Genomic DNA, 23,970 nt, shown 5'->3' with positions numbered 1-23,970 from the left:
AGTGACTAACGCGCTGACAGGCAAGTGGCGGCTTGCCCTTGATAGGCAAGCGGTGACTTGCCTATCCTGCTCCGCGTGGCCGACGTGTTCCACGCCCTCGACGACGAGACCCGGCGTCTCGTCCTCGACGAGCTCGTCGCCCGGGACGGCCAGACGCTGTTCGAGATCTGCAGCATGCTCGTGACCCGCCACGGGCTCTCCTCGTCCCGCCAGGCGATCTCCCAGCACCTGGCGGTGCTCGAGGACGCGGGCCTCGTCGTCACCGAGCGACGCGGCCGCTCCAAGTTCCACTACTTCGACGGCCGGCCGCTCGCGGAGATCGCGCAGCGGTGGCCCACGACCCGGGAGGGGACCCCGTGAGGATTCGCCTGACCAGCATCTTCGTCGACGACCAGCGCGCCGCGCTCGCCTTCTACACCGACGTCCTGGGCTTCACCAAGCGCCACGACATCCCCCTCGGCGACGACGCCTGGCTCACCGTCGTCTCCCCCGAGGACCCCGACGGCCCCGAGCTGCTGCTCGAGCCGGCCGGGCACCCGGCGGTCAAGCCCTATCGCGACGCCCTGGTCGAGGACGGCATCCCGCTCGTCCAGTTCGCCGTCGACGACGTCGCGGCCGAGTACGAGCGGCTGACCGCGCGGGGCGTCACCTTCACCCAGCCGCCGACCGACATCGGCAACGCCGTCGTCGCGGTCCTCGACGACACCTGCGGGAACCTCGTCCAGATCCTGGCGATGAAGCCCGCCTGAAGGCTTTCTCGGGGTCCCACCCCGACGCCTCCGACACCGGCGCGGGCGTCTCCTGACGGCTCACCCCTGAGCGCCCGGAGGTCCGCATGTCCCGCGACCGCGTCGTCCGCAGCCGGTGGCCCGCCGTCGAGGTCCCCGACGTGACGGTGCCCGAGTTCCTGCTCGCCCACGCCGACGTCCGGCCGGACGCGACCGCGGTGGTCGACGGGCCGTCGGGCCGGACGGTGACCTACGGCGAGCTGCGCCGCGACGTCCGCCGGTGCGCGGCCGGGCTGCGGGCGCGGGGCCTGCGGCCGGGCGACGTGGTGGCGATCGTCGCGCCCAACGGGCCGGAGTGGCTCGTCGCCTGCCTCGGCGCGATGGCGGCCGGGGGCGTGGTGTCGGGGATCAACCCGCTCTACACCGCCGACGAGATCGCGCCGCAGCTGCGCGACCACGGCGCGCCGGTCGTCGTGACGATCCCACCGTTCCTGCCGCTGGTGCGCGCGGCGATCGCGGCGGTGGGCGGCGAGCCCGACGTCGTCGTGCTGGGGGAGGCCGAGGGCGCGACGTCGTTCGGGGCGGTGCTGGCCGCCGGTGGGGACGGCGAGCTGCCGCCCGGGCTCGTCGACCCCGCCCACGACCTCGCCCTGTTGCCCTACTCCTCGGGCACGACGGGCCTCGCCAAGGGCGTCATGCTCACGCACCGGGCGATCGTCACCAACGTCGAGCAGATGCAGACCGTCATGGGCCTGACCCCCGAGGACCGGTCGGTCGCCGTCGCGCCGTTCTTCCACGCGGTCGGGCTCAACGTCGTCGCCGGCGTGACGCTGCGGGCGGGCGCCGCGATCGTCACCCTGCCGCGCTTCGACCTCGAGGCCTTCCTCGGGGTCATCGAGCGCCACCAGGTGACGATCGCGGTCGTCGTGCCGCCGATCGTGCTCGCGATGGCCCGCCACCCCGCGGTCGAGCGCTACGACCTGTCCTCGCTGCGCCTGCTCGGCAGCGGGGCGGCGCCGCTGTCCGCGGACCTGCAGCAGGAGTGCGCGCAGCGGGTCGGGTGCCCCGTCGGGCAGGGCTACGGCATGACCGAGGCCGTCGCCGCGATCACGCTCTTCGACGCCGCCGCGCCCGTCGTGCCGGGGTCGGTCGGGGTGCTGCTGCCCGGGGTCGAGGCGCGCATCGTCGACCCGGTGACCGGCGAGGACGTCGGCACCGAGGGGAGCGGGGAGCTCTGGGTGCGCGGCCCGCAGCTGATGGAGGGCTACCTGGGCAACGCCACCGCGACCGCGGCGACCATCGACGCCGACGGCTGGCTGCACACCGGCGACCTCGCGCGCTGCGACGCCGACGGCGACGTGTTCGTCGAGGACCGTCTCAAGGAGCTGGTCAAGGTCAAGGGCCTGCAGGTCGCCCCGGCCGAGCTGGAGGCGGTCCTCCGGACCCATCCGGCGGTCGCCGACGCCGCGGTCATCCCGGTGCCCGACGAGCGGGCCGGCGAGCGGCCGAAGGCGGTGGTCGTGGCGTCGTCGCCGGTCGCGGCGGAGGAGATCGTCGCGTACGTGGCGGAGCGGGTCGCGCCGCACAAGAAGATCGCGGACGTGGTGTTCGTCGACGCCATCCCCGTGTCGCCGTCGGGGAAGATCCTGCGCCGGCTGCTCGTGGCGCAGGACCGGGCGGGCGCGCTCGCCCCCGCCGCGCCGGCCCGGCCGGTGGCCGCGCCGTGACCACGCCGGGGGCCGGCAGGGGGGCCTGAGGCCGCCCGGCGCGCGTCACGTGGCGCGGCGCCGGAGAACGGGTACCGCTCCCCGCGGAAGGACGGACACCCCGACCAGCGCGAAGGAGCCCTGCGTGGCGGACAACACCTACAGCAAGACGGAGATCGTCGGCAGCTCGGCCGAGAGCGTCGACGAGGCGATCCGCGGCGCGATCCGCCGGGCGTCGACCACCCTGCGCCAGGTCGAGTGGTTCGAGGTCACCGAGATCCGCGGTCACGTGCAGGACGGCGAGGTCGGCCACTTCCAGGTCACGCTGAAGATCGGCTTCGCCCTCGAGGACACCAAGTCCTGAGCCCGCGTGGTGATGTCAGCGAAGTGGCGTCACGGACACTGGACGTCTGTGACGCCACTTCGCTGACACGACCCGGTGCCAGGTCGTTAGGTAAGCTCACGAGTATGGCGCGTGGTGGCGGACCCCGGTGAGCGAGGTCGACAGCCACACCGACGGGGCGCGCGGCAGCATCTTCGCCGCCCTGCGCGTGCGCAACTACCGTCTCTTCGCCTCCGGGCAGGTCGTGTCGCTCGTCGGCACGTGGATGCAGCGCGTCGCCCAGGACTGGCTCGTCCTCGAGCTCTCCGGCGGCAGCCCCGTGGCCCTCGGCGTCGCCGCGGCCCTCCAGTTCGGCCCCACCCTGCTGCTGAGCCTGTGGGGCGGCTCGATCGCCGACCGCTACGACAAGCGCCGCCTGCTCATGGGTCTGCAGGTCGCCATGGGCCTCTGCGCCCTGGTGCTCGGCCTGCTCGACGTCACCGGCCTGGTCACCCTCGCGCAGGTCTACGTCCTGTGCGTGCTGCTGGGCTGCTTCTCCGCGCTCGACGGGCCGGTGCGCCAGTCGTTCGCCGGCGAGATGGTCGGCTCGGGCGCGCTCGCCAACGCCGTCGCGCTGAACTCGATGACGTTCAACACCGCGCGGGTCCTCGGGCCCGCGGTCGCCGGCCTGCTCGTCGCGGGGGTGGGCACCGGCTGGGTGTTCCTCATCAACGCGGTCACGTTCGCCGCGGTCCTCGTCGGGCTCGCCCGGATGCGCCCGGCCGAGATGTTCGCCTACACCCGCGCGCCCCGGGAGCCCGGTGCGATCCGGGCGGGCCTGCGCGAGGTCCGGCGCCACCCCGACGTCGTGCTGCTGCTCGTGCTCGTCTTCTTCGTCTCGACCCTCGGCATCAACTTCTTCATGACGCTCGCGATCGTCGCCCGCAACGTCTTCGGGCGCGGCGCCGAGTCCTACGGCCTGCTGACCTCCGCGCTCGCCGTCGGCTGCCTGCTCGGCGCGCTGACCGCCGCGCGCCGGGTCGGGCGCCCGCGCCTGCGCACGGTCGTCGTGGCCGCGGTCGTGTTCGGGGTCTGCGAGGTCGCCGCCGGCCTCATGCCCAGCTACCCGCTCGTCGCCCTGCTGCTCGTGCCCACCGGCGCCGCACAGCTGCTGTTCACCAGCGCGGCGAACGCGGCGGTGCAGCTCGGGGTCGACGAGTCGGTGCGCGGCCGGGTCATGGGCCTGTGGATGGTCGTGCTGCTCGGCGGCACGCCCGTGGGCGGACCGGCGCTCGGCTGGCTCGCCGAGGAGCTCGGCGGGCGCGCGCCGCTGGTGCTCGGCGGCGCGGCGTCGGTGGTGGCCGCGGTGCTCGTCGCGGGCGTCTGGCTGGTGCTGCAGCGTCGGCGCGGCCGGCGTCAGGCCGGCGGCCACTCGTGCACGGGCACGTTGGCCTCCATGCCCTCGAGGTAGGCGCGCATCATCTCGAGGATCGCGTTGCCCCGGTCCAGCCCGCGGCGCTCGGCGTCGGCCACCGCCCGGACCTGCCAGGTGGCGCCCGTGGACCGGTGCACGCAGCGCTGCTCGATGATCGACAGGTAGCGGTCGGCGGCCTCGGCGTCCACGCCCCAGGCGGCCAGCCCCTCCTGGGCCAGCGGCAGCATGCGGCGCAGCACGAGCTCGTCGGCGCGGACCGTGCCGATGCCCGGCCAGTAGAGGGCGGCCTCGATGCCGTGGCGCGCCCCGGCGGTGAAGTTGGCCTCGGCGGCGTCGAACGACATCAGCTGCCACGGCGGGCGGTCGGACTCCGCGAGCGCCCGGATGAGGCCGTAGAAGAACATCGCGTTGGCCACCGCGTCGACGGCCGTCGGCCCGGCGGGCAGCACACGGTTCTCCAGGCGCAGGTGCGCCACACCGTCGGCGACGTCGTAGACCGGACGGTTCCAGCGCCACACCGTGCCGTTGTGCAGGCGGAGCTCCTGCAGGCTCGGCGGGCGGCCCGCCTCGAGCTCGGCGAAGGGGTCCTCGTCCTCGGCGAGGGGGAGCAGCGCGCCGAAGTAGCGGACGTTCTCCTCGAACAGGTCGTACGCCGAGTGCGCCCACCGGTCGCCGAACCACACCCGCGGCCGCACGCCCTGGTTGCGCAGCTCGACGGGCCGCGTGTCGACGGCCTGGGTGAACAGCGGGATGCGGGTCTCGGCCCAGAGGCGGCGCCCCAGCAGGAACGGCGAGTTGGCCGCGAGCGCGACCTGCATCCCGGCGATCGCCTGCGCGGCGTTCCAGTAGGCGGGGAAGAGCTCCGGGGTGAGCTGCAGGTGCAGCTGCAGCGACGTGCAGGCGGCCTCGGGGGCGATCGAGTCGACGTCGAGGACGAGGTGCTCGGCGGGCGCGCCGTCGGTCGGGCCGTGGCGCGAGGCGGGCGGCTCGGTGATGTCGAGGCGGAACGGCTCGCCGCGGGCCGTCAGCATCTGCCGGTTGAGCAGGGCGTAGCGCGGGTCCTCGGTGAGCTGGTCGGACGCGAGGTGCTCGGCGGCGAGGGTGGGCAGGATGCCGATGGTCACCGCGCGGGCGCCGAGATCGCGGGCGCAGTCACCCGCGTTCGTGGTGGCGTCGAGCATGTCCTGCTCGAGGTCGCGCGCGGTCGCCCCGGGGAGCATCCGCGGCGGCAGGTTGATCTCGAGGTTCCAGCGCCCGAGCTCGGAGGTCAGGACGTCGGAGGCGGACCGGTCGAGCACCGCGTGGTTGAGCATCGCCGGGCGCATGTCCTCGTCGACCAGGGCGAGCTCGATCTCGACCCCGGTGCTCGGCTCGGCGGCGGCGAAGCGCCCCTCGGTGACCATCGTCCCGAACGCCTCGAGGCAGCGGTGGATGCGATGGCGGTAGCGGGCCTGGTCCGAGGCGGTGAAGAGGGTGGCGGTGAGGTGCTGGCCCATTGCCCGCCCGGCTCCCGTCCACGATCCGATCTCGACCACCGGAGCCGTCACCACCTGCCCGGCGGCACACCCCGGCTACCTCACCCGAACCCCGACGAGCGGTCACGCTGACACAGCCCGCGGGGACACGCCAGCGGTCGACACCGTCCGACCGCGGAAAGCGTCCGTTCAGCGTAGGACACCGATCGTGTCGACCGCTGGGCGACGCACGGTGACCTCCGACCCTCCGTGACGCAGGTGGTCAGCCGCTTCGTCCGAAGTCCTCCGGCGAGATGTTGTCGAGGAACGCGCGGAAGCGGTCGACCTCGTCCTCGTCGGTGCTCGACCCCCCGCTGCCCGACCCGGACTCCTCGCCCTCGTCGTCCTCGACCACCACGCCGGCGTCGTCGAGGACGCCCTCGGTGGCGTGGATCGGCACGTCGGCGTGCAGCGCGATGGCGATCGAGTCGCTGGGCCGCGCGGACACCCGCAGGCCCCGGTCGAAGACCAGGTCCGCGTAGAACGTGCCGGCCCGCACCTCGGTGATCTCGATGCGCTCGAGGCGCCGGCCCAGGGCGGACACCACGTCGGCGATGAGCACGTGCGTCAGCGGCCGCTCGGGCAGACGGCCCTGCTGTTCGAGCGCGATGGCCTCGGCCTCGGCCAGCCCGATCCAGATCTGCAGGCAGCGCTTGCCCTCGGTCTCCTGCAGCAGGACCACCGGGTGCCGACTCTCACCCGACCCCGACGAGCCGCCGGATTGCGTCGCGTCGTCCACGGCCAGAACGCCGACCACCCGCATCTCGCTCACGGCCCCAGCCTCCCACGTCCCCGGGCCCTTCCGGGGTGTTCGGTTCCGCTCTCGTCCGGTGCTCGGCGGAGCAGCGTGCACCCGGGTGCCCCGACCGGCGCCCGCCACACACGGGCCGGCACATCCCCGGGTCGCCGGGCGCGGAGCTCGTGGTGGCGGTCTGGAACGATACGCACGTGGCGCGTGTGGTGGAGATCGACGACGCGGCGGACCCGCGACTCGCCGACTTCCGCGACCTCGCCCGCGCCGACCGTCGTCCCGACCGCCCCGGCGGCCGGGGTCTCGTGCTCGCCGAGGGCACCGTCGTCGTGCGGCGCCTGCTCGCCTCGCCGTACCCGCCGCGGGCGCTGCTCGGGGTCGCCCGGCGGGTCGAGGACCTCGCGCCGGACCTCGCCGGCGTCGACGTCCCCGCCTACGTGACCGACGCCGACACCATGGCGCACGTGGTCGGCTTCCACCTCAACCGGGGGGTGCTCGCCAGCGCCGACCGTGCGCCGACACCCGACCTCGCAGGCCTCCTCGCGGGCGCGCGGCGTGTGGCGGTGCTCGAGGGCGTCAACGACCACGAGAACCTCGGCGCCCTGTTCCGCAACGCCGCCGCGCTCGGGGTGGACGCGGTGCTCGTCGGCCCGGGGTGCGCCGACCCGCTCTACCGGCGCAGCGTGCGGGTCTCGATGGGCCACGTGCTGCGGGTGCCGTTCGTGCCCTGCGACCTCGACGAGGCCGTGGCGGCGCTGCGCGCGGCGGGCTTCGTCCTCGGGGCCCTGACGCCGGCGGGCGACCCGGGCGCGATGGCCGGGCTCGCCGGGCACGAGCGGGTGGCGCTGATGCTCGGGGCCGAGGGCCCGGGGCTCTCCGCCGCGGCGCTCGCCGCCGCCGACGTCCGCGTCCGCATCCCGATGGCCGGCGACGTCGACTCGCTCAACGTGGCCACCGCCGCCGCGGTCGCGTTCCACGCCACCGCCGGCGTGCTCGTCCCCGGCGGGCGGACGGGCGCGCCGTGAGGGTCGTGGAGGTGACCGCCGTGCGCGGCCGGGCGCTGGTGGCCGGGGTGCCGCTCGGGGAGCCCGACGCCGACGGCGGGCCGGGCCGGACCTGGGGGCTGCCGCCGGACCTCGTCGACGCGCTGCAGGAGTGGGCGCGGATCGCGGCGGCGGTGCCGGCCGGGAGACGGAGCGCAGCGGAGCTCGACCCGTCGACCGGGAGGGCCGCCGACACCACCGCCGACACCACCGCCGACACCACCGCCGACACCGTCAGCCGCCGGGGCCGCCAGCTCGCGGCGCGGCTGTCGGTGGAGCTCGCCGCGCCCGTCGACTACCGGGACCCGGTCACGGGGCACCGCGTCGCCCTGCGCGCCGTCACCCGCACGCCGTACCCGCCGCCGGTGCCGCCGCTGCCCCGCAACGGCAACGGCCACGCCGCCGGGCCCGCGCCGCACCCCGTCGTCGAGGGGGGCGAGCCGTCGGCGGTCACGGCGGCCGCGGAGCCGACCCCGTGGGGCGTGGGCCTGACCCTCGCCGTCCTCGTCGCGGGCGTGGTCCTGCTGGCGAACCTGGCGCTGGCCGCGCCCCTGATCACCGGGCTCGGCCCGCTCGGGCTGCTCGTCGACGCCGCCGTGGTCGCGGGCCTGGTGCCGGCGCTGTGGCTCAACCGGCACGTCCCGACCTGGCGCTGGGCGGTGTACGGCACGTTCGCCGGCACCGGGACCGCGCTGGTCTTCCTCGCCGTCGCGGCCTTCTGAGCCGGCTCAGCTCCGCGGCGAGCGCGTCCCCAGCAGCACGTCCTCCCACGACGGGACGATCGGGTGGGTGCGCCGGCCGCGCCGCCCGGTCTCGACGGGTGCCGCGTGCTCGGTGGTCTCGGCGGCCGCGGGCTCGGCGGGCCGCCCGGTGCGGGGCACGGGGACCTGGTCGTCGGTGGCCGCCGGCGTCTCGCTCGAGGCTGCACCCGAGACAGGGCTCGAGGCAGGGCTCGAGGCAGGGCTCGAGGCCGCGGACGCGGCGGGGGTGCTCCCCGCCGCCGGGCTCGCCGGGCTCGCCGGGCTCGCCGAGCCCCGGGTCGGACGCCCGCCGCGCCGGCCCGTGCCGCGCTCACCCCGCCGCGAGGCGCTGCCGTGGCCCGTGCCGTGTCCTGTCCCGTGGCCGCCCGCGCTGCGGCGCGCCGGGGCGGTGTCGCCCCCGACGGCCAGGGCCGGCGTCTCCTCGAGCGTCTCGTCGTGCCTCTCCGGGGCCTCGCCGGGCGGGGCCTCCGGCGCGGGCGCCGCGGCGGGCACCGGCGCGTCGACGCGGCGCGGGCCGCCGACCGGGTCGTGGCCGAGGAGCTCGCGGGCGGGGTCGTCGCGCGGGTCGACCGTGCCGCCGGAGCTGCCCGGCCGGAAGGCCCAGCGGGCGAGGTTGTCCGAGCGGCCCGTCTGCCAGGCGAGCGTGACGATCCACTGCGCGTCCTCGCCCTTGTGGGCGTCCCACCGCGCGTCGTCGAGCTCCTGCCCGCGGGCGATGAAGGTGGCCGCGACGATCTCGCCGAGCGTGCGCCCGTCGGTGCGCGTGGGGTCGGTCGGCAGCACGGGGTGCGCGCGCCGGGCGATCTCGGCGACGCGGGCGCGCTCGAGCAGCACCGGGTAGGCGAACCGCTCGACGTGCGCGGTGCTCACCCCGGAGGCCGCGGCGACGTCGTCGACCGACTCGCCGGCCCGCACACGCGCCTGGATGTCGCGGGGACGCAGCGGGCTCGAGACCTCGATCTCCATCTGCCCGAGGCGTCGCACGTCCCCCCGGGCCGCGGCCCGCAGGCGCTCGTCGCCGGAGACCGCGAACCGCTCGTGGCGGATCGGGTCCTCGAGGATCACGGTCTCGTGGTCGTCACCCAGGCCGACGACGCGCAGCTGACGCATCAGGCCTCCCCGTCGGCTCGCGGCCCGGGCCCCGTCTGCCGGGTGGGGCCTCGTGGCTCGCCGACCGACGCTAGGCGACGGATCTGCACGGACGAGGGAGGCGCGCCGCGCCCGTGTCCGCCCGTCGGTGGACGGGAGACACGGGCGGGGCGCGTGTGACGAAATTGCTAGCCCGATCGGACCAGCGCGCTGGTCACGACTGGCGCTCGACGACCCAGTCGATGCAGCGGGTCAGCGCGGTGACGTCGTCCGGCTCGACGGCGGGGAACATGCCGACGCGCAGCTGGTTGCGCCCGAGCTTGCGGTAGGGCTCGGTGTCGACGACGCCGTTGGCGCGCAGGGTCTTCGCGATCGCGGCGGCGTCCACGGCGTCGTCGAAGTCGACGGTGCCGACGACCTGGCTGCGGTGCGCCGGGTCGGCGACGAAGGGCGTCGCGAACGACGACTCCTCCGCCCACCGGTAGAGCCGGTCGGAGGAGTCCTTGGTGCGGCTGGTCGCCCAGTCCAGGCCGCCCCCGGCGTTCATCCACTCGATCTGGTCGGCGAGCAGCAGCAGCGTCGCGACCGCCGGGGTGTTGTAGGTCTGGTCCTTGCGCGAGTTGTCCAGCGCCGTCGACAGCGACAGGAACTCGGGGATCCAGCGCCCGCCCGGCCGGTCGGTGTCGATCTGCTCGACGCGCTCGAGCGCGGCCGGCGACATGATCGCGATCCAGAGCCCGCCGTCGGCGGCGAAGCTCTTCTGGGGCGCGAAGTAGTAGACGTCGGACTCGCTGATCTGCACCGGGAGCCCGCCCGCGCCCGAGGTCGCGTCGATGGCGACGAGCGCGTCGCCCGCGCCGCTCGGCCGGGTCACGGGCACGGCGACACCGGTGGAGGTCTCGTTGTGGGCCCAGCCGATGAGGTCGGCGCTCGGGTCGGCCGTGGGCTCCGGGGCGCTGCCGGGGTCGGCGGAGACGACGATCGGGTCGGCGAGGAACGGCGCGCCCTTGGTCACCGAGGCGAACTTCGAGGAGAACTCGCCGTAGGTCAGGTGCAGGCTGCGCTCGCGGACGAGGCCCGCGGCCGCGGCGTCCCAGAACGCGGTGGTGCCGCCGACCCCGAGGACGACCTCGTAGCCGTCGGGGATCGAGAAGAGCTCACGCAGCCCGGAGCGCACCCGCCCGACGATCGACTTGACCGGCTTCTGGCGGTGCGACGTCCCCATCACGGCCGCGCTGTCGGCGATGTGGGCGAGCTGCTCGGGGCGCACCTTCGAGGGCCCGCACCCGAACCGCCCGTCGGTGGGCAGGAGCTCGGCGGGAATCTGCAGCGTGTCGGTCGACGTGGTCACCGCGGCATCCTCCCAGCGTCGCCGGGCTCGTGCTGTCGCCTGCACCACGTCCCGGGGTGTCCAGCCTGGCGTCCACGCTGACACCCGACGACAGGAAAACCCCCACGACCACGCGCGGCCGGCGCTCAGGCCGTGCGCGCCACCTCGTCCACCGGCCGCGCGCCCGGGCCGATGTACTGCGCCGACGGGCGCACGAGCCGTCCGGTGCGCCGCTGCTCGAGCACGTGGGCGGCCCATCCCGCGGTGCGCGCGCAGGTGAACATCGCCGGCATCATCGCCGCCGGCACGCCCGCGAGGTCGAGCACCACGGCGGCCCAGAACTCGACGTTCGTCTCGATCGCCCGGTCCGGGCGGCGCTCGCGCAGCTCGGCCAGCGCCGCGGTCTCGAGCGCGGCGGCCGCCTCGTAGCGCGGCGCGCCCAGCTCGCGGGCGGTGCGGCGCAGCACGCGGGCGCGGGGGTCCTCGGCGCGGTAGACACGGTGGCCGAAGCCCATGAGCCGCTCGGAGCGGTCGAGGATGCCGCGCACGACGCCCGCGGCGTCCCCCGTGCGCTCGACCTCGGCGATCATCGGCAGCACCCGGGCCGGCGCGCCGCCGTGCAGCGGGCCGGACATGGCCCCGACGGCGGCGGAGAGCGACGCAGCGGCGTCCGCGCCGGTCGAGGCGACGACCCGCGCGGTGAACGTCGAGGCGTTGAGCCCGTGCTCGGCGGCCGACACCCAGTAGGCGTCGAGCGCCCGCACGTGCGTCGGGTCCGCCTCCCCGTGCCAGCGGGTCAGGAAGCGCTCCACCGGGTCCTCGCCGGCCAGCGCGCTCTCGGGCACCGGCGCGGCCCCGGCCCCGCGCGCCGAGCGGGCGACGAGCGCGAGCGCGGCTGCCGCGCAGCGGGCGAGGTCGTCGCGGGCACGCTCCGGCGTGGCGTCGAGCAGCGGCGGCAGCGACCAGCGCGCCCCGAGCAGCGCGAGCCCGGCCTGGGCGTCGACCCGGACGTCGCCGGAGAAGAGCGGCACGAGCCCGGGCTCCTCGCGCGGCAGGGGACGGCCGAGGTCGCCGTCGACGAGCAGCCCGAAGACGTCGCCGAAGCCGACGGAGCCGACCAGGTCGTCGATGTCGACCCCGCGGTAGCGCAGGGCGCCGCCGTCGCGGTCCGGCTCGGCGATCTCGGTGCGGAAGGCCACCACGCCCTCGAGCCCCGGCGAGTACCCCGGCGGCGGGGGCGGGACAGCGGCGGGCCTCGCAGCAGCTGGACTCACGGCGCTCGTCCTCCTCGCGTCGACGACGCGGGGACCAGGGGCCCCGCTGCCCAGCAGCACCGTGCGCCGCGGGGTGCGCGCCGGGCAACGGAGCGTGCGCCGGACGGCTTGTGTCACTGCTCACGTGGTGTGCACGGCGCCGTCGCCTACGGTGCGGCGGGAAACCGGACAAGGACGCAGTGAAGGAGGCCGGGTTGGCGGAACGGACTGCGGGCACGGGCCTGCCGGGGATGCGCGAGGACTACCGGGCCGCGACGCTCGACGCCGCCGACCTCGCCCCGACCTGGCACGAGCAGCTGCACGCCTGGATCGCGGTCGCCCGCGACGCGGGCCTGCCCGACGCCAACGCCATGGTCCTGGCCACCGGCGACGAGGAGCACCGCGTCACCACCCGGACCGTGCTCGCCAAGGACGTCGACGCCGCCGGGGTCACGTTCTTCACCAACTACACCTCGGAGAAGAGCCACCAGCTGCGCCAGACGCGCCAGGCGTCGGCGACCTTCCCGTGGCTCGCCCTGCAGCGCCAGGCCACCGTCGTCGGCACCGTGGAGCTGCTCTCCCGCGAGGAGACCGCCGAGTACTGGCGCACCCGCCCGCGCGGCTCGCAGCTCGGGGCGTGGGCGTCGCCGCAGTCGGCGGTCGTCCGCGACCGGGCCGCGCTCGAGGAGCTCCTCGCGACCGTCACCGAGCGCTTCGCCGGCGACGAGGAGGTCCCGCCCCCGCCGCACTGGGGCGGCTGGCGGCTCGTGCCCACCCATGTCGAGTTCTGGCAGGGCCGCACCGATCGCCTGCACGACCGGCTGCGCTTCCGCCGCACCGATCCGGGGTGGGTCGTGGAGCGCCTCGCGCCGTAGGAGCGCAGGATCGTCGCCGTGCCACGACGGACGCGCAGCCATCCTGGGAGCACGCCCAGAGGGGAGCCGGACCCGACATCTCGGCGACGCGGACTCCTCGCCGACACCACACCGCTGCGCACCCCCGCCTTCAAGCGCCTGTGGATCGCGGCGATCGTCACGGTCGTCGGCGCGCAGCTCACCGTCGTCGCGGTCCCGACACAGCTCTACCAGCTGACGGGGTCGTCGGCGTGGGTCGGGCTCGTCGGCCTGTTCGGCCTGGTCCCGCTCATCGTCTTCGGCCTGTGGGGCGGGGCGATCGCGGACGCCGTCGACCGCCGTGGGCTGCTGGTGTTCACCGGCACGGGCATCGCCCTGACCTCCGCGCTGCTCGGCGTCGTCTCGGTCACCGGCGTCGGCGGACCCTGGACGATCCTGACGCTCTACGCGGTGCAGACCGCGTTCCTCGCGATCAACCAGCCGACCCGCGCCGCGGTCCTGCCCCGGATCCTGCCCAACGACCAGCTGCCCGCGGCCAACACGCTGCTGTTCACGGTGAACCAGGTCGGCGCCATCGCCGGCCCGCTGCTCGCCGGCGTCACCCTGACCTTCACCTCGGTGGGCGTCCTCTACCTCGTCGACACCGCCTGCCTGACCGCGTCGATCTGGGCCGCCTTCAACCTGCCGCGCCTGCCCGTCGGCGACGGCCCGGGCGGGGTGCGCGGGGCGATCCACGCGGTGCGGCAGAGTGCCGGGTTCGCCGACGTCCTCGCCGGCTTCCGCTACATCGCGACCAGCCAGGTGCTGCTCGTGTCGTTCCTCGTCGACATCGTCGCGATGGCGGTCGGCATGCCCCGCGCGGTGTTCCCCGAGGCGGCCGAGCGGGTGTTCGGCGACCCGCCGGGCGGCGGCTTCGCGCTCGGCGCACTGTTCGCCTCGATCGCGATCGGCGCGACCCTCGGCGGCCTGTTCTCCGGGCGTCTCCACGGCATCCGCCGGCAGGGCGTCGCCGTGACGGTGGCGATCTGCGTGTGGGGTCTCGGGGTCGCGCTGTCCGGGCTGACCTCGATGCTGTGGCTCGCGGTGACGCTGCTCGCGGTCGCGGGCGCCGCCGACCTCGTCAGCGCGGTGTTCCGGCAGACGATGCTGCAGGTCGTCGCCACCGACCGGATGCGCGGGCGCATGCAGGGGGTCTTCACGGTGGTCGTCGCCGGTGGCCCCCGCGTGGGCGACCTCTGGCACGGCCCGGCCGCCGACGCGTGGGGCACCGGCACCGCCACGTTCGTCGGCGGCATCGGCGTCATCGTGCTGACGGTCCTGGTCGTGGCCGTCTTCCCCGTGTTCTGGCGCTACCGGGCCCCGTTGCCCGGCGACCCGCCGCCGCCCGAGGCCGTGGCCGCCTCCGAGGAGGTCTCCGCCGATGCCGCCTCCGACGACGCCTCGGGTGACGCGGCCTCGGCCGATCCGCCCGGGCGCGGCGGGAAGACGGCGTCCGACGACGGACCCGCCTGACCCGGGGACCGCCGGTGCGGGAAGCCGAGCCCGTGCTGCGGGACCTCCGGCGAGGCGGAGTCCAGCGGCACCGCGGGGGAGCGCACGAGCCCGAGCTGCGCGGTCTGGCGCGGCAGGAGGGCGTCCATCAGCCAGTCCACGGCGGTGCGCAGGCGGTTCCCGGGCATGGCGAGCAGGTGGTAGCCCCGGGCGACGACGTGGGCGGGCACCCCGGTCAGCTTGAGGCCCAGCGGGTTGGCCGCCGCGTCGAAGCCACCGAGGTCGACGACGAAGCCGAGGTCGCGGTGCTTGTAGGCCTTGCTGCGCCCGTGCCCGAGCGACGCGGCGACGTTGCGTCCCGCGAGCTTGCCCTGGCGCTCGGCGTGCTGGGCGGTCATCGCCGTGTACTGGCCGGGGCGGGCCCGGTCGGGCACCGCGGCGGCGTCCCCGCAGGCGAACACGTGGGGATGCCCGGGCACGCGCAGGTGGGTGTCGGCGACGATGCGGCCCTGGTCGACCTCGACGCCGAGCTCGTCGATCAGCGGGTCGGGGCGCACCCCGACGCACCACAGCAGGGTGCGGGTCGGGATGTGCTCGCCCGTCGAGCTCAGGCGCACGCCGTCGCCGGTGGCCTCGTCGACCTGCTCGCCGGTGCGCACGTCGACCCCGCGCTCGCGCAGCACCCGCTCGGCGTTGCGGCCCAGGTGCGCGTCGAGCCCGGACAGGACCTCGCCGCGGCTGACGAGCACCCAGCGCGGGACCTCCTCGAGCCCGCGGCTCGCGGCCAGCTCCTTGGTGAACAGGAAGCCCTGGGCGGTGGCCTCGGTGCCCGTGTAGCCCCCGCCGACCACGACGACGGTCAGTCGGGCGGCGCGCTCCTCGGGGTCCTCGCACATCGCCGCGAGCTCGACCTGCCGGATCAGGTGGTCGCGCAGGTAGAGCGCCTCGGGAACGCCGCGGAATCCCTGCGCGTACTCGGTGATGCCGGGCACCGGGAGCACCTTGTGCACGCTGCCGGCCGCGATGACCAGCCGGTCCCAGTGTGTCTCGTGGTGCACGCCCTCGGGGTCGAGCCAGCCGATGGTGTGCCCGTCGAGGTCGAGCTCGTCGACCTCGCCCGGGGCGTGGCGCACGCAGCGCGGCAGGGCCGCGGCGAGGGCGACGGAGATCCGGCGCGGCTCGAGGATGCCGGCGGCCACCTCGGGCAGCAGCGGCAGGTAGAGGAAGTAGTTGGTCGGGCTCACGAGGACGATGTCGACCTCGTCGCCCATCCGTCTGGCGAGGGACCGCGCCGCTTGGAAGCCGGCGAACCCGCCGCCGACGATGACGACCTTCGGCGGGCGGCCGTGGTCTCCCGGGGTGTCCTCCGTCATGTCCGGCTAGGTGACCACTCGGACCGGGGGACGAAACCGGCGTCGGGCAGACGCAAACCGATCGTCACAACCGCTAGCGTGTTCTGCCGTGCACCCGACCGGCGAGCAGATCGACCTCGTCGCGGGGCCGACCCGCGCCGTCGTCACCGAGGTGGGCGCGGGCCTGCGGGTGCTGAGCGTCGACGGGCAGGACCGCGTCGAGTCCTACGACGCCGACGCGAGCCCCCCGATGGGCGCGGGCTGCGTGCTCGTGCCGTGGCCGAACCGCATCGCCGGGGCCGTGTACCGCTGGGCCGGCCGCGAGTACCACCTCGAGGCCACCGAGCCCGCCCGCGGCCACGCCATCCACGGCTTCCTGCGCCGCCGGCCGTGGCGGGTCGTCGAGCGCGCCGCGGACGCCGTGACCCTCGCCGCCGACGTCGACGCCGGCTGGGGCTGGCCGGGGCCCCTGCACGTCGAGACCACCTACACCGCGACACCCACCGGCCTCGCCGTCGGGCACGCGCTGACCAACACGGGCGACGTCGAGGTCCCCGCGGGCGTCGGCACCCACCCCTACCTGCGCGTCGGCGACGTCGCCCCCGCCGACTGCACGCTTCGCCTCGCGGCCGACCGGATCGTCGACACCGACGAGCGGATGATCCCGACCGCGGTGCGCCCGGTGACCCCGGACGAGGACCTGCGCGGCGGCCGGCGCGTCGCCGACCTCGCCCTCGACACCTGCTTCGGCGCCGCCCCGGGTGGGGACGGCGTGCTGGGCGTCCTGACCGCGCCCGACGGCCGGGCCACCGCCCTGTGGGGCGGGTCCGACGTGCGCTGGGTGCAGGCGTTCACGCCCGACGACCTCGCCGGGCGCGGCAAGGCCGTCGCCGTGGAGCCGATGACCTGCCCGCCCGACGCCGCCAACTCCGGCACCGACCTGCGGGTGCTCGCGCCGGGGGAGACGTGGGTCGTGCGCTGGGGCGTCACGGCGCAGGACGCGCCGCGCAGCGGAGCCGGACCCGTCGGGGAGGACCCGTCGTGACCGGCCGCGTCGTCGTCGGCGGCGAGGCGCTGGTCGACCTGGTCCCCACCGGGGACGAGCACCCCGACGACCCGGCCCTGCGCGCGCTGGCGCCGCGTCTCGGTGGCGGGCCGTTCAACACCGCCGTCGGCCTCGGCCGCCTCGGGGTGCCGACGACGATGCTCACGCGCCTGTCGACCGACGCCTTCGGCGAGGCCCTGGTCCGCCGGCTCGAGGCCAACGACGTCGACACCTCGCTGCTGCAGCGCGGGCCCGAGCCGACGACGCTGGCCGTCGTCACCCTCGACGCCGCCGGCGCCGCGCACTACGCGTTCCACGTCGCGGGCAGCGCCGACCGCCTCGTCGCGGACCCCGGGGAGCTGCCGGCCGACACCGCCGCGGTCGCGGTCGGGACGCTGTCGCTGGTGCTCGAGCCGGGCGCGTCGCGCTACGCCGCGCTCGCCGCGCGGGAGGCCGAGCGCGGGCGGCTGGTCAGCCTCGACCCCAACCTGCGCCCCGGGCTCGTCGACGACCCCGACGCCGTGATCGCCCGCCTCGACGCGATCGCGGGGGTCGCGGGCCTGGTCAAGCTCTCCGACGAGGACGCCGAGCGGTGGGGTCGCACGCCGTCGGACCTGCTCGACGCCGGGGCGGGCGCGGTGGTCCTGACCCGCGGCGCCGAGGGGCTCACGGCCCACACACGCGGCGGGGTCGTGGCGGTGCCGGCGGACGCCGTCGGGCCGCTGGTCGACACGATCGGGGCGGGCGACAGCGTGCACGCCGCCCTGCTGGCCTGGCTCGCCCGCCGTGACGCCCTCGACCGGGCCGCCGTCGCGGATCTCGACGCCGACGCCTGGACCGACGCGCTGCGCGCCGCGGCCCGCGCCGCGGCCTGGACCGTCTCGCGGGCCGGGGCCGAGCCGCCGTGGCGGGACGAGCTCGAGCGTCCCTGATGTCGGTCGTGACGCTGGGTCGTAACGCAGTTGTCACGGAGTGACGTGTCCCACGCCGCGCGGCGCCGGTCCTCGTACTGCACAGCGGGCTTTCCGGGCGCTACGGTTCGCGCTCGAACCACCCCCACTGCTGCGGGAGCGCGCCGCGGGGACACCCCCTCCGGCCGGGCGGCCCGGCACCTCCGCTCGCCGAGCCGGCGCCGCCGCCCTCCCGCCGCGGACGAGCGCGAGAGGGACTGACTGCCGATGGCCAGCGAGGACTCCGAGAAGCGCACCGCCACGCTGTCGTACCCGGGCGGCGAGCACCAGATGGAGATCGTCGAGGCGACCGAGGGTGCCTCGGGCGTCGCGCTCGGGAAGATGCTCGGCGAGACCGGTCTGATCACGCTCGACCCGGGCTACGTGAACACCGGCGCCTGCCGCTCGGACATCACGTACATCGACGGTGACGCGGGCATCCTGCGCTACCGCGGCTACCCCATCGAGGAGCTGGCGCAGAACTCCACGTTCGTCGAGACCAGCTACCTGCTGATCTACGGCGAGCTGCCGAACAAGCAGCAGCTCGAGACCTTCACCGACCAGATCCAGCGGCACACGATGCTGCACGAGGACCTGAAGAAGTTCTTCGACGGCTTCCCGGTCGACGCGCACCCGATGCCGGTGCTGTCGTCCGCCGTCTCGGCGCTGTCGACCTTCTACCAGCGCAGCCTCGACCCCTTCGACGAGCCGAACGTCGACCTGTCCAGCGTCCGCCTGCTGGCCAAGGTCCCGACGATCGCGGCCTACGCCTACAAGAACTCGATCGGCCAGCCGTTCCTGTACCCGGACAACTCGCTGGGCCTGGTCGAGAACTTCCTGCGCCTGACCTTCGGCCTGCCGGCCGAGCCGTACGAGGTCGACCCGGACGTCGCCAAGGCGCTGGACATGCTGTTCATCCTGCACGCCGACCACGAGCAGAACTGCTCGACGTCGACGGTGCGCATGGTCGGCTCGTCGCAGGCCAACCTCTTCGCGTCGATCTCCGCGGGCATCAACGCCCTGTTCGGCCCGCTGCACGGCGGCGCCAACGCGGCGGTGCTGTCGATGCTCGAGGGCATCCGCGACAACGAGGGCAACGCCGACGAGTTCGTCCGCAAGGTCAAGAACAAGGAGCCGGGCGTCCGGCTCATGGGCTTCGGCCACCGCGTCTACAAGAACTACGACCCCCGCGCGGCGATCGTCCGCGACACCGCGCGCGGGATCATCGAGAAGCTCGGCGGCGGCGACGAGATGCTCGACATCGCCATGCGCCTCGAGGAGTTCGCGCTGCACGACGACTACTTCGTCGAGCGCAAGCTCTACCCGAACGTCGACTTCTACACCGGCCTGATCTACCAGGCCATGGGCTTCCCGACCGAGATGTTCACGGTGCTCTTCGCCATCGGCCGCCTCCCGGGCTGGATCGCCCACTGGCGCGAGATGATCGACGACCCGGACACCCGCATCGGCCGCCCGCGCCAGGTCTACACGGGCCCGACCGAGCGCTCCTACGTGGGCCTCGACCAGCGCTGAGGGGCTGCAGCGCGTTGCAGCGAACGTGCTGTTCGCTGCTTCTACGCGCACGGAGTCCCCGTTCGCTCGCCCGGTCCGGTGCGCTCACCGCGCCGGGCGGGCGACGGGGGCGTAGTCCCCGGAGGCCGGGGTAGCCGTCCGACATGAGCGACTCCCGCGACCGCGACGACACCGCGATCGTCTGGTTCCGCCGCGACCTGCGGGTCCACGACCAGCCGGTCTTCGAGGCCGCCGCGGCGCGGGCGCGCCGTGCGCTGGCGGTGTTCGTGCTGGACGAGAAGCTGCTCGGGCCGTCCGGCGCCGCGCGGCGGACCTTCCTCTTCCGCAGCCTGCGCGACCTCGACGCGTCCCTGGGCGGGCGGCTGCTCGTCGTGCGCGGCGACCCGGCCGAGGCGATCCCGAAGCTGGCGGGCGCGGTGAAGGCCGGGAGCGTGCACATCGCCGCCGACTTCGGGCCCTACGGCCGCGAGCGCGACGAGGCCGTCGAGAAGGCGCTGGGGGAGCGGGACGTCGACCTCGTGCGCACCGGGTCGCCCTACGCCGTCGAGCCCGGGAAGATCACGAAGTCCGACGGCGAGCCGTACCGGGTCTACACGCCGTTCAGCCGTGAGTGGGCCAAGCGGGAGAAGGGGGCGCCGGCCGACACCGACGCCGCGACCGTCGACTGGATGGACCCGTCGGAGAAGGACGGCGGCCCCCGCGCCGTGACGATCCCCGGCGACGAGTCCGTCGAGGCCGAGCTGCCCGAGGCCGGCGAGCGGGCCGCCCGCGAGCACTGGGAGGCGTTCGTCGACGAGCACCTCGCCGACTACGACGACCTACGCGACCGCCCCGACAAGCCCGCGACCTCGCGGATGTCGGTGTACCTGAAGTACGGCGTGATCCACCCGCGCACGCTGCTCGGCGGCATCGGCACCAGCGGCAAGGGCGCGCAGTCCTACCGCAACGAGCTGTGCTTCCGCGACTTCTACGCCGCGGTGCTGTGGTTCTACCCCCGCTCGGCCCGCGAGAACTTCGACCCCAAGTTCGACCGCATGCCCTACGACACCGGCAAGGAGGCCGAGGAGCGCTTCCGCGCCTGGCAGGAGGGCCGCACCGGCTTCCCGGCCATCGACGCCGCGATGCGCCAGCTGCGCGGCGAGGCGTGGATGCACAACCGCATGCGGATGGCGGTCGCGTCGTTCCTCGTCAAGGACCTGCACCTGCCGTGGTGGCGGGGCGCGCGGCACTTCCTGCAGCTGCTCGTCGACGGCGACCTCCCGTCGAACCAGCACGGCTGGCAGTGGGCCGCGGGCACGGGCACCGACGCCGCCCCGTACTTCCGGGTCTTCAACCCCGTGACCCAGGGCGAGCGCTTCGACCCGCAGGGCGACTACGTCCGCCGCTGGGTGCCCGAGCTGGCCGGGATCGAGGGCAAGAAGGTCCACCAGCCCTGGACACTCGCCGAGCCGCCGGCGGACTACCCGGCCCCGATCGTCGACCACAAGGCCGAGCGCGCCGAGGCCCTGGACCGCTTCAACCGCCTCTGAGACCCTTGACGAGCGAAGGGCACCTCCGCTCGATCTAGTCGAGCGGAGGTGCCCTTCGGTCAGCAGGGGGCGGGTGTCACTGCTGGCCGATGAGGCCCTGCTGCGTCAGGAACTCGCGGGCGACCTGGTCGGCGTCGCGGCCCTGGGACGAGATCTGCCCGTTGAGGTTGAGCATGACGTCGTCGGTCAGGCGCGGCGCGATCTGGTTGAACACCTCGACGACCTGCGGGTTCCGGTCGACGACGTTCTTGCGGATGGTGTTCGACGCGTTGTACTTCGGGAAGAAGTTGCGGTCGTCGGCGAGCGACACGAGGTTCAGCGCCGGGATGCGACCGTCGGTGGTGAACACCTCGCCGAAGAAGCAGGGGTTCGCGTTGGCCGTGGCCTGGTAGATCGCGCCGGTGTCGAGCACGGTCAGCGCCGGCGGGGAGTCGTAGGGCCGGGTGACCCCGTAGGTCTTGAGCAGGTTGGGCAGGCCGTCGTTGCGGCTCGCGAACTCGGCCTCGACGCAGGTGGTGGCCCGCGGGTCGCCGCTGTTGATGAAGTTCGCCCAGTCCGTCGTGGTGCGCAGGTTGTTCTGGTCGGCGAAGGCCCGGGTGGTGGCGATCGCGTAGGTGTTGTTGAACGGCGTCGGGTTGGTCCAGACGATCTGGTTGCGCTCCAGGTCCTGGTCGCGCGTCGCGATGTACTGCTGCTGCGAGTCGGGGATCGGCGTGGTGTTGCCGAGGTTCGCGATCCAGCCGGTGCCGGTGTACGACCAGCCCATGTCGATCTCGCCGGAGAGCAGCGCCTGGCGGGCCGCGGCGGAGCCGGTGATGTTGCAGCGGTCGTTGACGGTCGCGCCGACCGACTGCAGGGAGGCGACGCTCATCTTGCAGAGCAGCAGCTGCTCGTCGAACTCCTGCCCACCGACCGTGTAGGTCTGCCCGGCGAGGTTGATACCGCTGGCGGCGAGGCTGCCGCCCTGGGCCTGGGGCTGACCGGAGCCGGAGAGGCCGCCGCAGCCGGCGAGGACGAACGCGAGCACGGCGATGGTCGCGCCGACCATCCGCCCCGTGGACCGTGTGAGCATCGCGAGATCGTTGCACCACCGGCGGGAGAAGGCGAGGGGGGAGACGATCTCGACCGCTTCGCGTCGCCGGCGGACGCCCCGTCAGCTCCGGGCCCGCCCCAGGGCCTCACGCAGCGACACGCGCGCACCCGTGCGCAGCACCGAGTTCGCGTAGATCCGCCCCCCGAGGGCCAGCACGACGCCCGTGAACGCGATCGTCAGCGCGAAGGCGAGCACGACCTGGCCCACCGGCGCGACCCCCAGCGCCACGCGGGCGGGCATGAACAGCGGGCTGAACGGCGGCAGCAGCGAGAGCACGGTGATCCCGGTGCCGCGCGGGTCGGAGGTCAGCAGGTTGAAGCCGACGACGAACCCGAGCAGCACCGTGATCGTCACCGGCGAGAGCACGCTCTGCGTGTCCTCCTGGCGCGACACCAGCGACCCGGCGGCGGCGAACACCGTCGCGTAGAGCGCGAACCCGAGCAGGTACCAGACGACCACCGACACCAGCGTCGTCACGAGCCCGGGGCCCACGACGAGCACGCCCGCCACCCCGGCGACGGCGAGCCCGGCACCCCCGAGGATCACGAGCTGCAGCAGCCCCACCGCGCCGAGCCCGAGCACCTTGCCCAGCAGCAGCTGCCACGGCCGCACCGACGACAGCACGATCTCGACGACGCGGCTCGCCTTCTCCTCCACGACGCCCTGGGCGACCATCGCGCCGTAGGACTGGATGGAGAAGAACAGCAGGAACGCGCCCGCCAGCCCCAGGCCCAGCCGCGGCCCGGCCTGCGGGTCGGGCGGCTCGACGGCCACGAACACCGGCCCCGACTCGGCCAGCGCCGCGTCCAGCGCCCCCGGGGCCACCCCGCGGCCGGTGAGGAACGCGTCGCGGGCGACGACGGTCGTGGCGTCGTCCAGCACCCGTTCCAGGTCGGCCGGGGGCTCCGACTCGACGAACACCCGTGGTCGCGCGGGCTCACCGCCGACGAGGGCGTCGAGGTCGCCGGCGCGGACCGCGGCCTCGCCCGCCGCGACGTCGGGCTGCGGGATGACCGTGAGCGTGACGCCCTCGGTGGGGGCCGCGCGCTGCAACGGGCCGGCGAGGACGGTCGCGGGGCCCGTGACGCCGACCCGCGCGGTGTCCTCGCCCGCGGTGATGGTGGCGAGCACCGCCGCGTAGGCGCCGAGCAGCACCAGGACGGCGAGGGTGCCGAAGACGAACGCGCGCCCCCGGACCCGCGCGGCGAACTCCCGCCGGGCGATGAGCGCGACGGGGCGCAGGCGTCCGGTCACGCCGCGGCGCCGGGCCGCGGGCGGGCGTCCGGGTGGTGGTCGGCGACGGCGTCGCGGTAGATCTCGGCGAGAGTCGGGCGGCGGCGCCGGAACTCGTGTACCGGGCCCGTGCGCCGCGCCGCGTCGAGCACCGTGCCCAGCGTCGCGTCGGAGGCGTCGGCCAGCGTCAGCACGGTGCCCTCCGCGGTCGTGCGGACCGCGGCGACGCCGGGCAGGACGTCGGCCCACCCCGTCGCCGCCCGCGGGGCGTCGACGACGACCTCGGTCGCCGAGGCCTCGCGCAGCTCCGCGACCGTGCCCTCGGCGACGAGGCGCCCCGCGCGCACGATCCCGACCCGGTCGCAGAGCCGCTCGACGAGCTCGAGCTGGTGCGACGAGAAGACCACCGGCGCGCCCGCGTCCCGGCGCTCGCGCAGGACCTCGCTCATGACGTCGACGGCCATCGGGTCGAGGCCCGAGAAGGGCTCGTCGAGCACGAGGACGTCGGGGTCGGCGACGAGCGCGGCGGCGAGCTGGACGCGCTGCTGGTTGCCCAGGCTCAGGCGCTGGACCTCGTCGGCGCGGCGATCGGCGATCCCCAGGCGCTCGGTCCAGCGCTCGGTGGCCGCCCGCGCCTCGGCGGCCGAGCGCCCGCGCAGCTCGGCCAGGTACCGCAGCTGGGTGCCGACGGCCATGCGCGGGTAGAGGCCGCGCTCCTCGGGCATGTAGCCGATCCGCCGCCGCGATGAGGCGTCGAGCGGGCGGTCGTCCAGGCGCACCTCCCCGGCGTCGGCGGCGAGCACGCCGAGCGCGATCCGCATCGTCGTCGTCTTGCCCGCGCCGTTGGCGCCGACGAAGCCGTAGAGCTCCCCGGGCCGCACCGTGAAGGTCATGCCGTCCAGCGCCACCGTGGACCCGAACCGCTTGGAGATCCCGTCGATCTCGAGCATCGCTCCCC

Annotated in this window: 21 protein-coding genes and 1 pseudogene; 13 read left to right on the top strand and 9 right to left on the bottom strand. The window is 74.9% G+C overall.

Translation table 11 applies throughout. The features are described from left to right. Nucleotides 1-75: 75 nt before the first annotated feature. The 5 genes from PGB27_RS25860 (at nt 76) to PGB27_RS25840 (ending at nt 4,227) form a co-directional block, all read left to right on the top strand. Nucleotides 76-360 carry an ArsR/SmtB family transcription factor gene (locus PGB27_RS25860; protein WP_408630121.1) on the top strand — a complete coding sequence of 95 codons (285 nt, stop codon included), beginning with the start codon at nt 76-78 and terminating at the stop codon, nt 358-360. Beyond that, the gene (locus tag PGB27_RS25855) at nt 357-749 is read left to right on the top strand and encodes a VOC family protein (protein WP_274203317.1); all 393 of its coding nucleotides are present in this window, start codon (nt 357-359) and stop codon (nt 747-749) included. The genes PGB27_RS25860 and PGB27_RS25855 overlap by 4 nt, the downstream gene beginning before the upstream one ends. An 86-nt stretch (nt 750-835) precedes the next feature. Continuing rightward, nucleotides 836-2,455 (top strand): AMP-binding protein, encoded by a 1,620-nt coding sequence (locus tag PGB27_RS25850; RefSeq protein WP_274203316.1) that lies wholly within the window; start codon nt 836-838, stop codon nt 2,453-2,455. Nucleotides 2,456-2,579: 124 nt separating this feature from the next. Then, a complete protein-coding gene (locus PGB27_RS25845; protein WP_274203315.1) occupies nt 2,580-2,798 on the top strand; it encodes a dodecin in 219 nt (72 codons plus the stop codon). 127 nt (nt 2,799-2,925) lie between these two features. Further along, nucleotides 2,926-4,227, top strand: a complete 1,302-nt coding sequence (locus tag PGB27_RS25840) for an MFS transporter (protein ID WP_274203314.1) — start codon at nt 2,926-2,928, stop codon at nt 4,225-4,227. Here the strand turns inward: PGB27_RS25840 and PGB27_RS25835 are convergent. Together PGB27_RS25835 and PGB27_RS25830 are read right to left on the bottom strand one after the other, a co-directional pair. Continuing rightward, a complete protein-coding gene (locus PGB27_RS25835) occupies nt 4,173-5,687 on the bottom strand; it encodes a glutamate--cysteine ligase family protein (protein ID WP_274203346.1) in 1,515 nt (504 codons plus the stop codon). The two genes, PGB27_RS25840 and PGB27_RS25835, sit on opposite strands and share 55 nt — an antisense overlap. A 241-nt stretch (nt 5,688-5,928) precedes the next feature. Continuing rightward, the gene (locus PGB27_RS25830; protein ID WP_274203313.1) at nt 5,929-6,477 is read right to left on the bottom strand and encodes a bifunctional nuclease family protein; all 549 of its coding nucleotides are present in this window, start codon (nt 6,475-6,477) and stop codon (nt 5,929-5,931) included. A 176-nt stretch (nt 6,478-6,653) separates the two neighbouring features. Between PGB27_RS25830 and PGB27_RS25825 the strand changes: the two genes are divergently transcribed. Then, nucleotides 6,654-7,481 carry a TrmH family RNA methyltransferase gene (locus PGB27_RS25825; protein ID WP_274203312.1) on the top strand — a complete coding sequence of 276 codons (828 nt, stop codon included), beginning with the start codon at nt 6,654-6,656 and terminating at the stop codon, nt 7,479-7,481. Between the two features lie 11 nt (nt 7,482-7,492). After that, nucleotides 7,493-8,221 carry a DUF2537 domain-containing protein gene (locus tag PGB27_RS25820; protein ID WP_274203311.1) on the top strand — a complete coding sequence of 243 codons (729 nt, stop codon included), beginning with the start codon at nt 7,493-7,495 and terminating at the stop codon, nt 8,219-8,221. 6 nt (nt 8,222-8,227) lie between these two features. On the opposite strand, the gene sepH is transcribed toward PGB27_RS25820, so the two are convergent. The 3 genes from sepH to PGB27_RS25805 form a co-directional block, all read right to left on the bottom strand. Next, nucleotides 8,228-9,370: a septation protein SepH gene (sepH, locus tag PGB27_RS25815; protein WP_274203310.1), complete on the bottom strand. Its 1,143-nt coding sequence runs from the start codon at nt 9,368-9,370 to the stop codon at nt 8,228-8,230. Between the two features lie 193 nt (nt 9,371-9,563). Then, on the bottom strand, nt 9,564-10,700 hold the full coding sequence (gene serC / locus PGB27_RS25810; protein WP_274203309.1) for a phosphoserine transaminase: 1,137 nt from the start codon (nt 10,698-10,700) through the stop codon (nt 9,564-9,566). 125 nt (nt 10,701-10,825) lie between these two features. Further along, a complete protein-coding gene (locus PGB27_RS25805; protein ID WP_274203308.1) occupies nt 10,826-11,953 on the bottom strand; it encodes a citrate synthase 2 in 1,128 nt (375 codons plus the stop codon). A 230-nt stretch (nt 11,954-12,183) separates the two neighbouring features. Here PGB27_RS25805 and pdxH point away from each other — a divergent pair, with 230 nt between their 5' ends. Together pdxH and PGB27_RS25795 are read left to right on the top strand one after the other, a co-directional pair. Then, nucleotides 12,184-12,807 (top strand): pyridoxamine 5'-phosphate oxidase, encoded by a 624-nt coding sequence (pdxH, locus tag PGB27_RS25800; protein WP_274203345.1) that lies wholly within the window; start codon nt 12,184-12,186, stop codon nt 12,805-12,807. Between the two features lie 18 nt (nt 12,808-12,825). Beyond that, nucleotides 12,826-14,163: pseudogene (locus PGB27_RS25795) on the top strand (MFS transporter); the annotation flags it as partial. Here PGB27_RS25795 and PGB27_RS25790 read toward each other — a convergent pair. Next, nucleotides 14,136-15,650 (bottom strand): NAD(P)/FAD-dependent oxidoreductase, encoded by a 1,515-nt coding sequence (locus tag PGB27_RS25790; RefSeq protein ID WP_274203307.1) that lies wholly within the window; start codon nt 15,648-15,650, stop codon nt 14,136-14,138. The pseudogene PGB27_RS25795 and the gene PGB27_RS25790 overlap by 28 nt on opposite strands. An 88-nt stretch (nt 15,651-15,738) precedes the next feature. On the opposite strand from PGB27_RS25790, the gene PGB27_RS25785 reads away from it, so the two are divergent. From PGB27_RS25785 to PGB27_RS25770, 4 genes are all read left to right on the top strand, one after another. Then, complete coding sequence (locus tag PGB27_RS25785; protein ID WP_274203306.1) at nt 15,739-16,674, top strand: aldose 1-epimerase family protein; 936 nt, start codon at nt 15,739-15,741, stop codon at nt 16,672-16,674. Next, nucleotides 16,671-17,606 carry a carbohydrate kinase family protein gene (locus PGB27_RS25780; protein WP_274203305.1) on the top strand — a complete coding sequence of 312 codons (936 nt, stop codon included), beginning with the start codon at nt 16,671-16,673 and terminating at the stop codon, nt 17,604-17,606. The genes PGB27_RS25785 and PGB27_RS25780 overlap by 4 nt, the downstream gene beginning before the upstream one ends. Nucleotides 17,607-17,852: 246 nt before the next feature. Then, nucleotides 17,853-19,157: a citrate synthase gene (locus PGB27_RS25775; RefSeq protein WP_274203304.1), complete on the top strand. Its 1,305-nt coding sequence runs from the start codon at nt 17,853-17,855 to the stop codon at nt 19,155-19,157. Between the two features lie 143 nt (nt 19,158-19,300). Beyond that, a complete protein-coding gene (locus PGB27_RS25770; RefSeq protein ID WP_274203303.1) occupies nt 19,301-20,686 on the top strand; it encodes a cryptochrome/photolyase family protein in 1,386 nt (461 codons plus the stop codon). 76 nt (nt 20,687-20,762) lie between these two features. On the opposite strand, the gene PGB27_RS25765 is transcribed toward PGB27_RS25770, so the two are convergent. The 3 genes from PGB27_RS25765 to PGB27_RS25755 all read right to left on the bottom strand — a co-directional run bounded on the left by PGB27_RS25765 (nt 20,763) and on the right by PGB27_RS25755 (nt 23,962). Further along, complete coding sequence (locus tag PGB27_RS25765) at nt 20,763-21,758, bottom strand: glycine betaine ABC transporter substrate-binding protein (protein ID WP_274203302.1); 996 nt, start codon at nt 21,756-21,758, stop codon at nt 20,763-20,765. 81 nt (nt 21,759-21,839) lie between these two features. Then, on the bottom strand, nt 21,840-23,033 hold the full coding sequence (locus tag PGB27_RS25760) for an ABC transporter permease (protein ID WP_274203301.1): 1,194 nt from the start codon (nt 23,031-23,033) through the stop codon (nt 21,840-21,842). Next, the gene (locus PGB27_RS25755) at nt 23,030-23,962 is read right to left on the bottom strand and encodes an ABC transporter ATP-binding protein (protein WP_274203300.1); all 933 of its coding nucleotides are present in this window, start codon (nt 23,960-23,962) and stop codon (nt 23,030-23,032) included. The genes PGB27_RS25760 and PGB27_RS25755 overlap by 4 nt, the downstream gene beginning before the upstream one ends. Nucleotides 23,963-23,970: the final 8 nt, after the last annotated feature.

It is taken from the genome of Actinomycetospora lemnae, from assembly GCF_028737315.1.
Classification (GTDB): Bacteria; Actinomycetota; Actinomycetes; order Mycobacteriales; family Pseudonocardiaceae; genus Actinomycetospora; species Actinomycetospora lemnae.
This window is presented reverse-complemented; position numbering and strand designations above follow the sequence as displayed.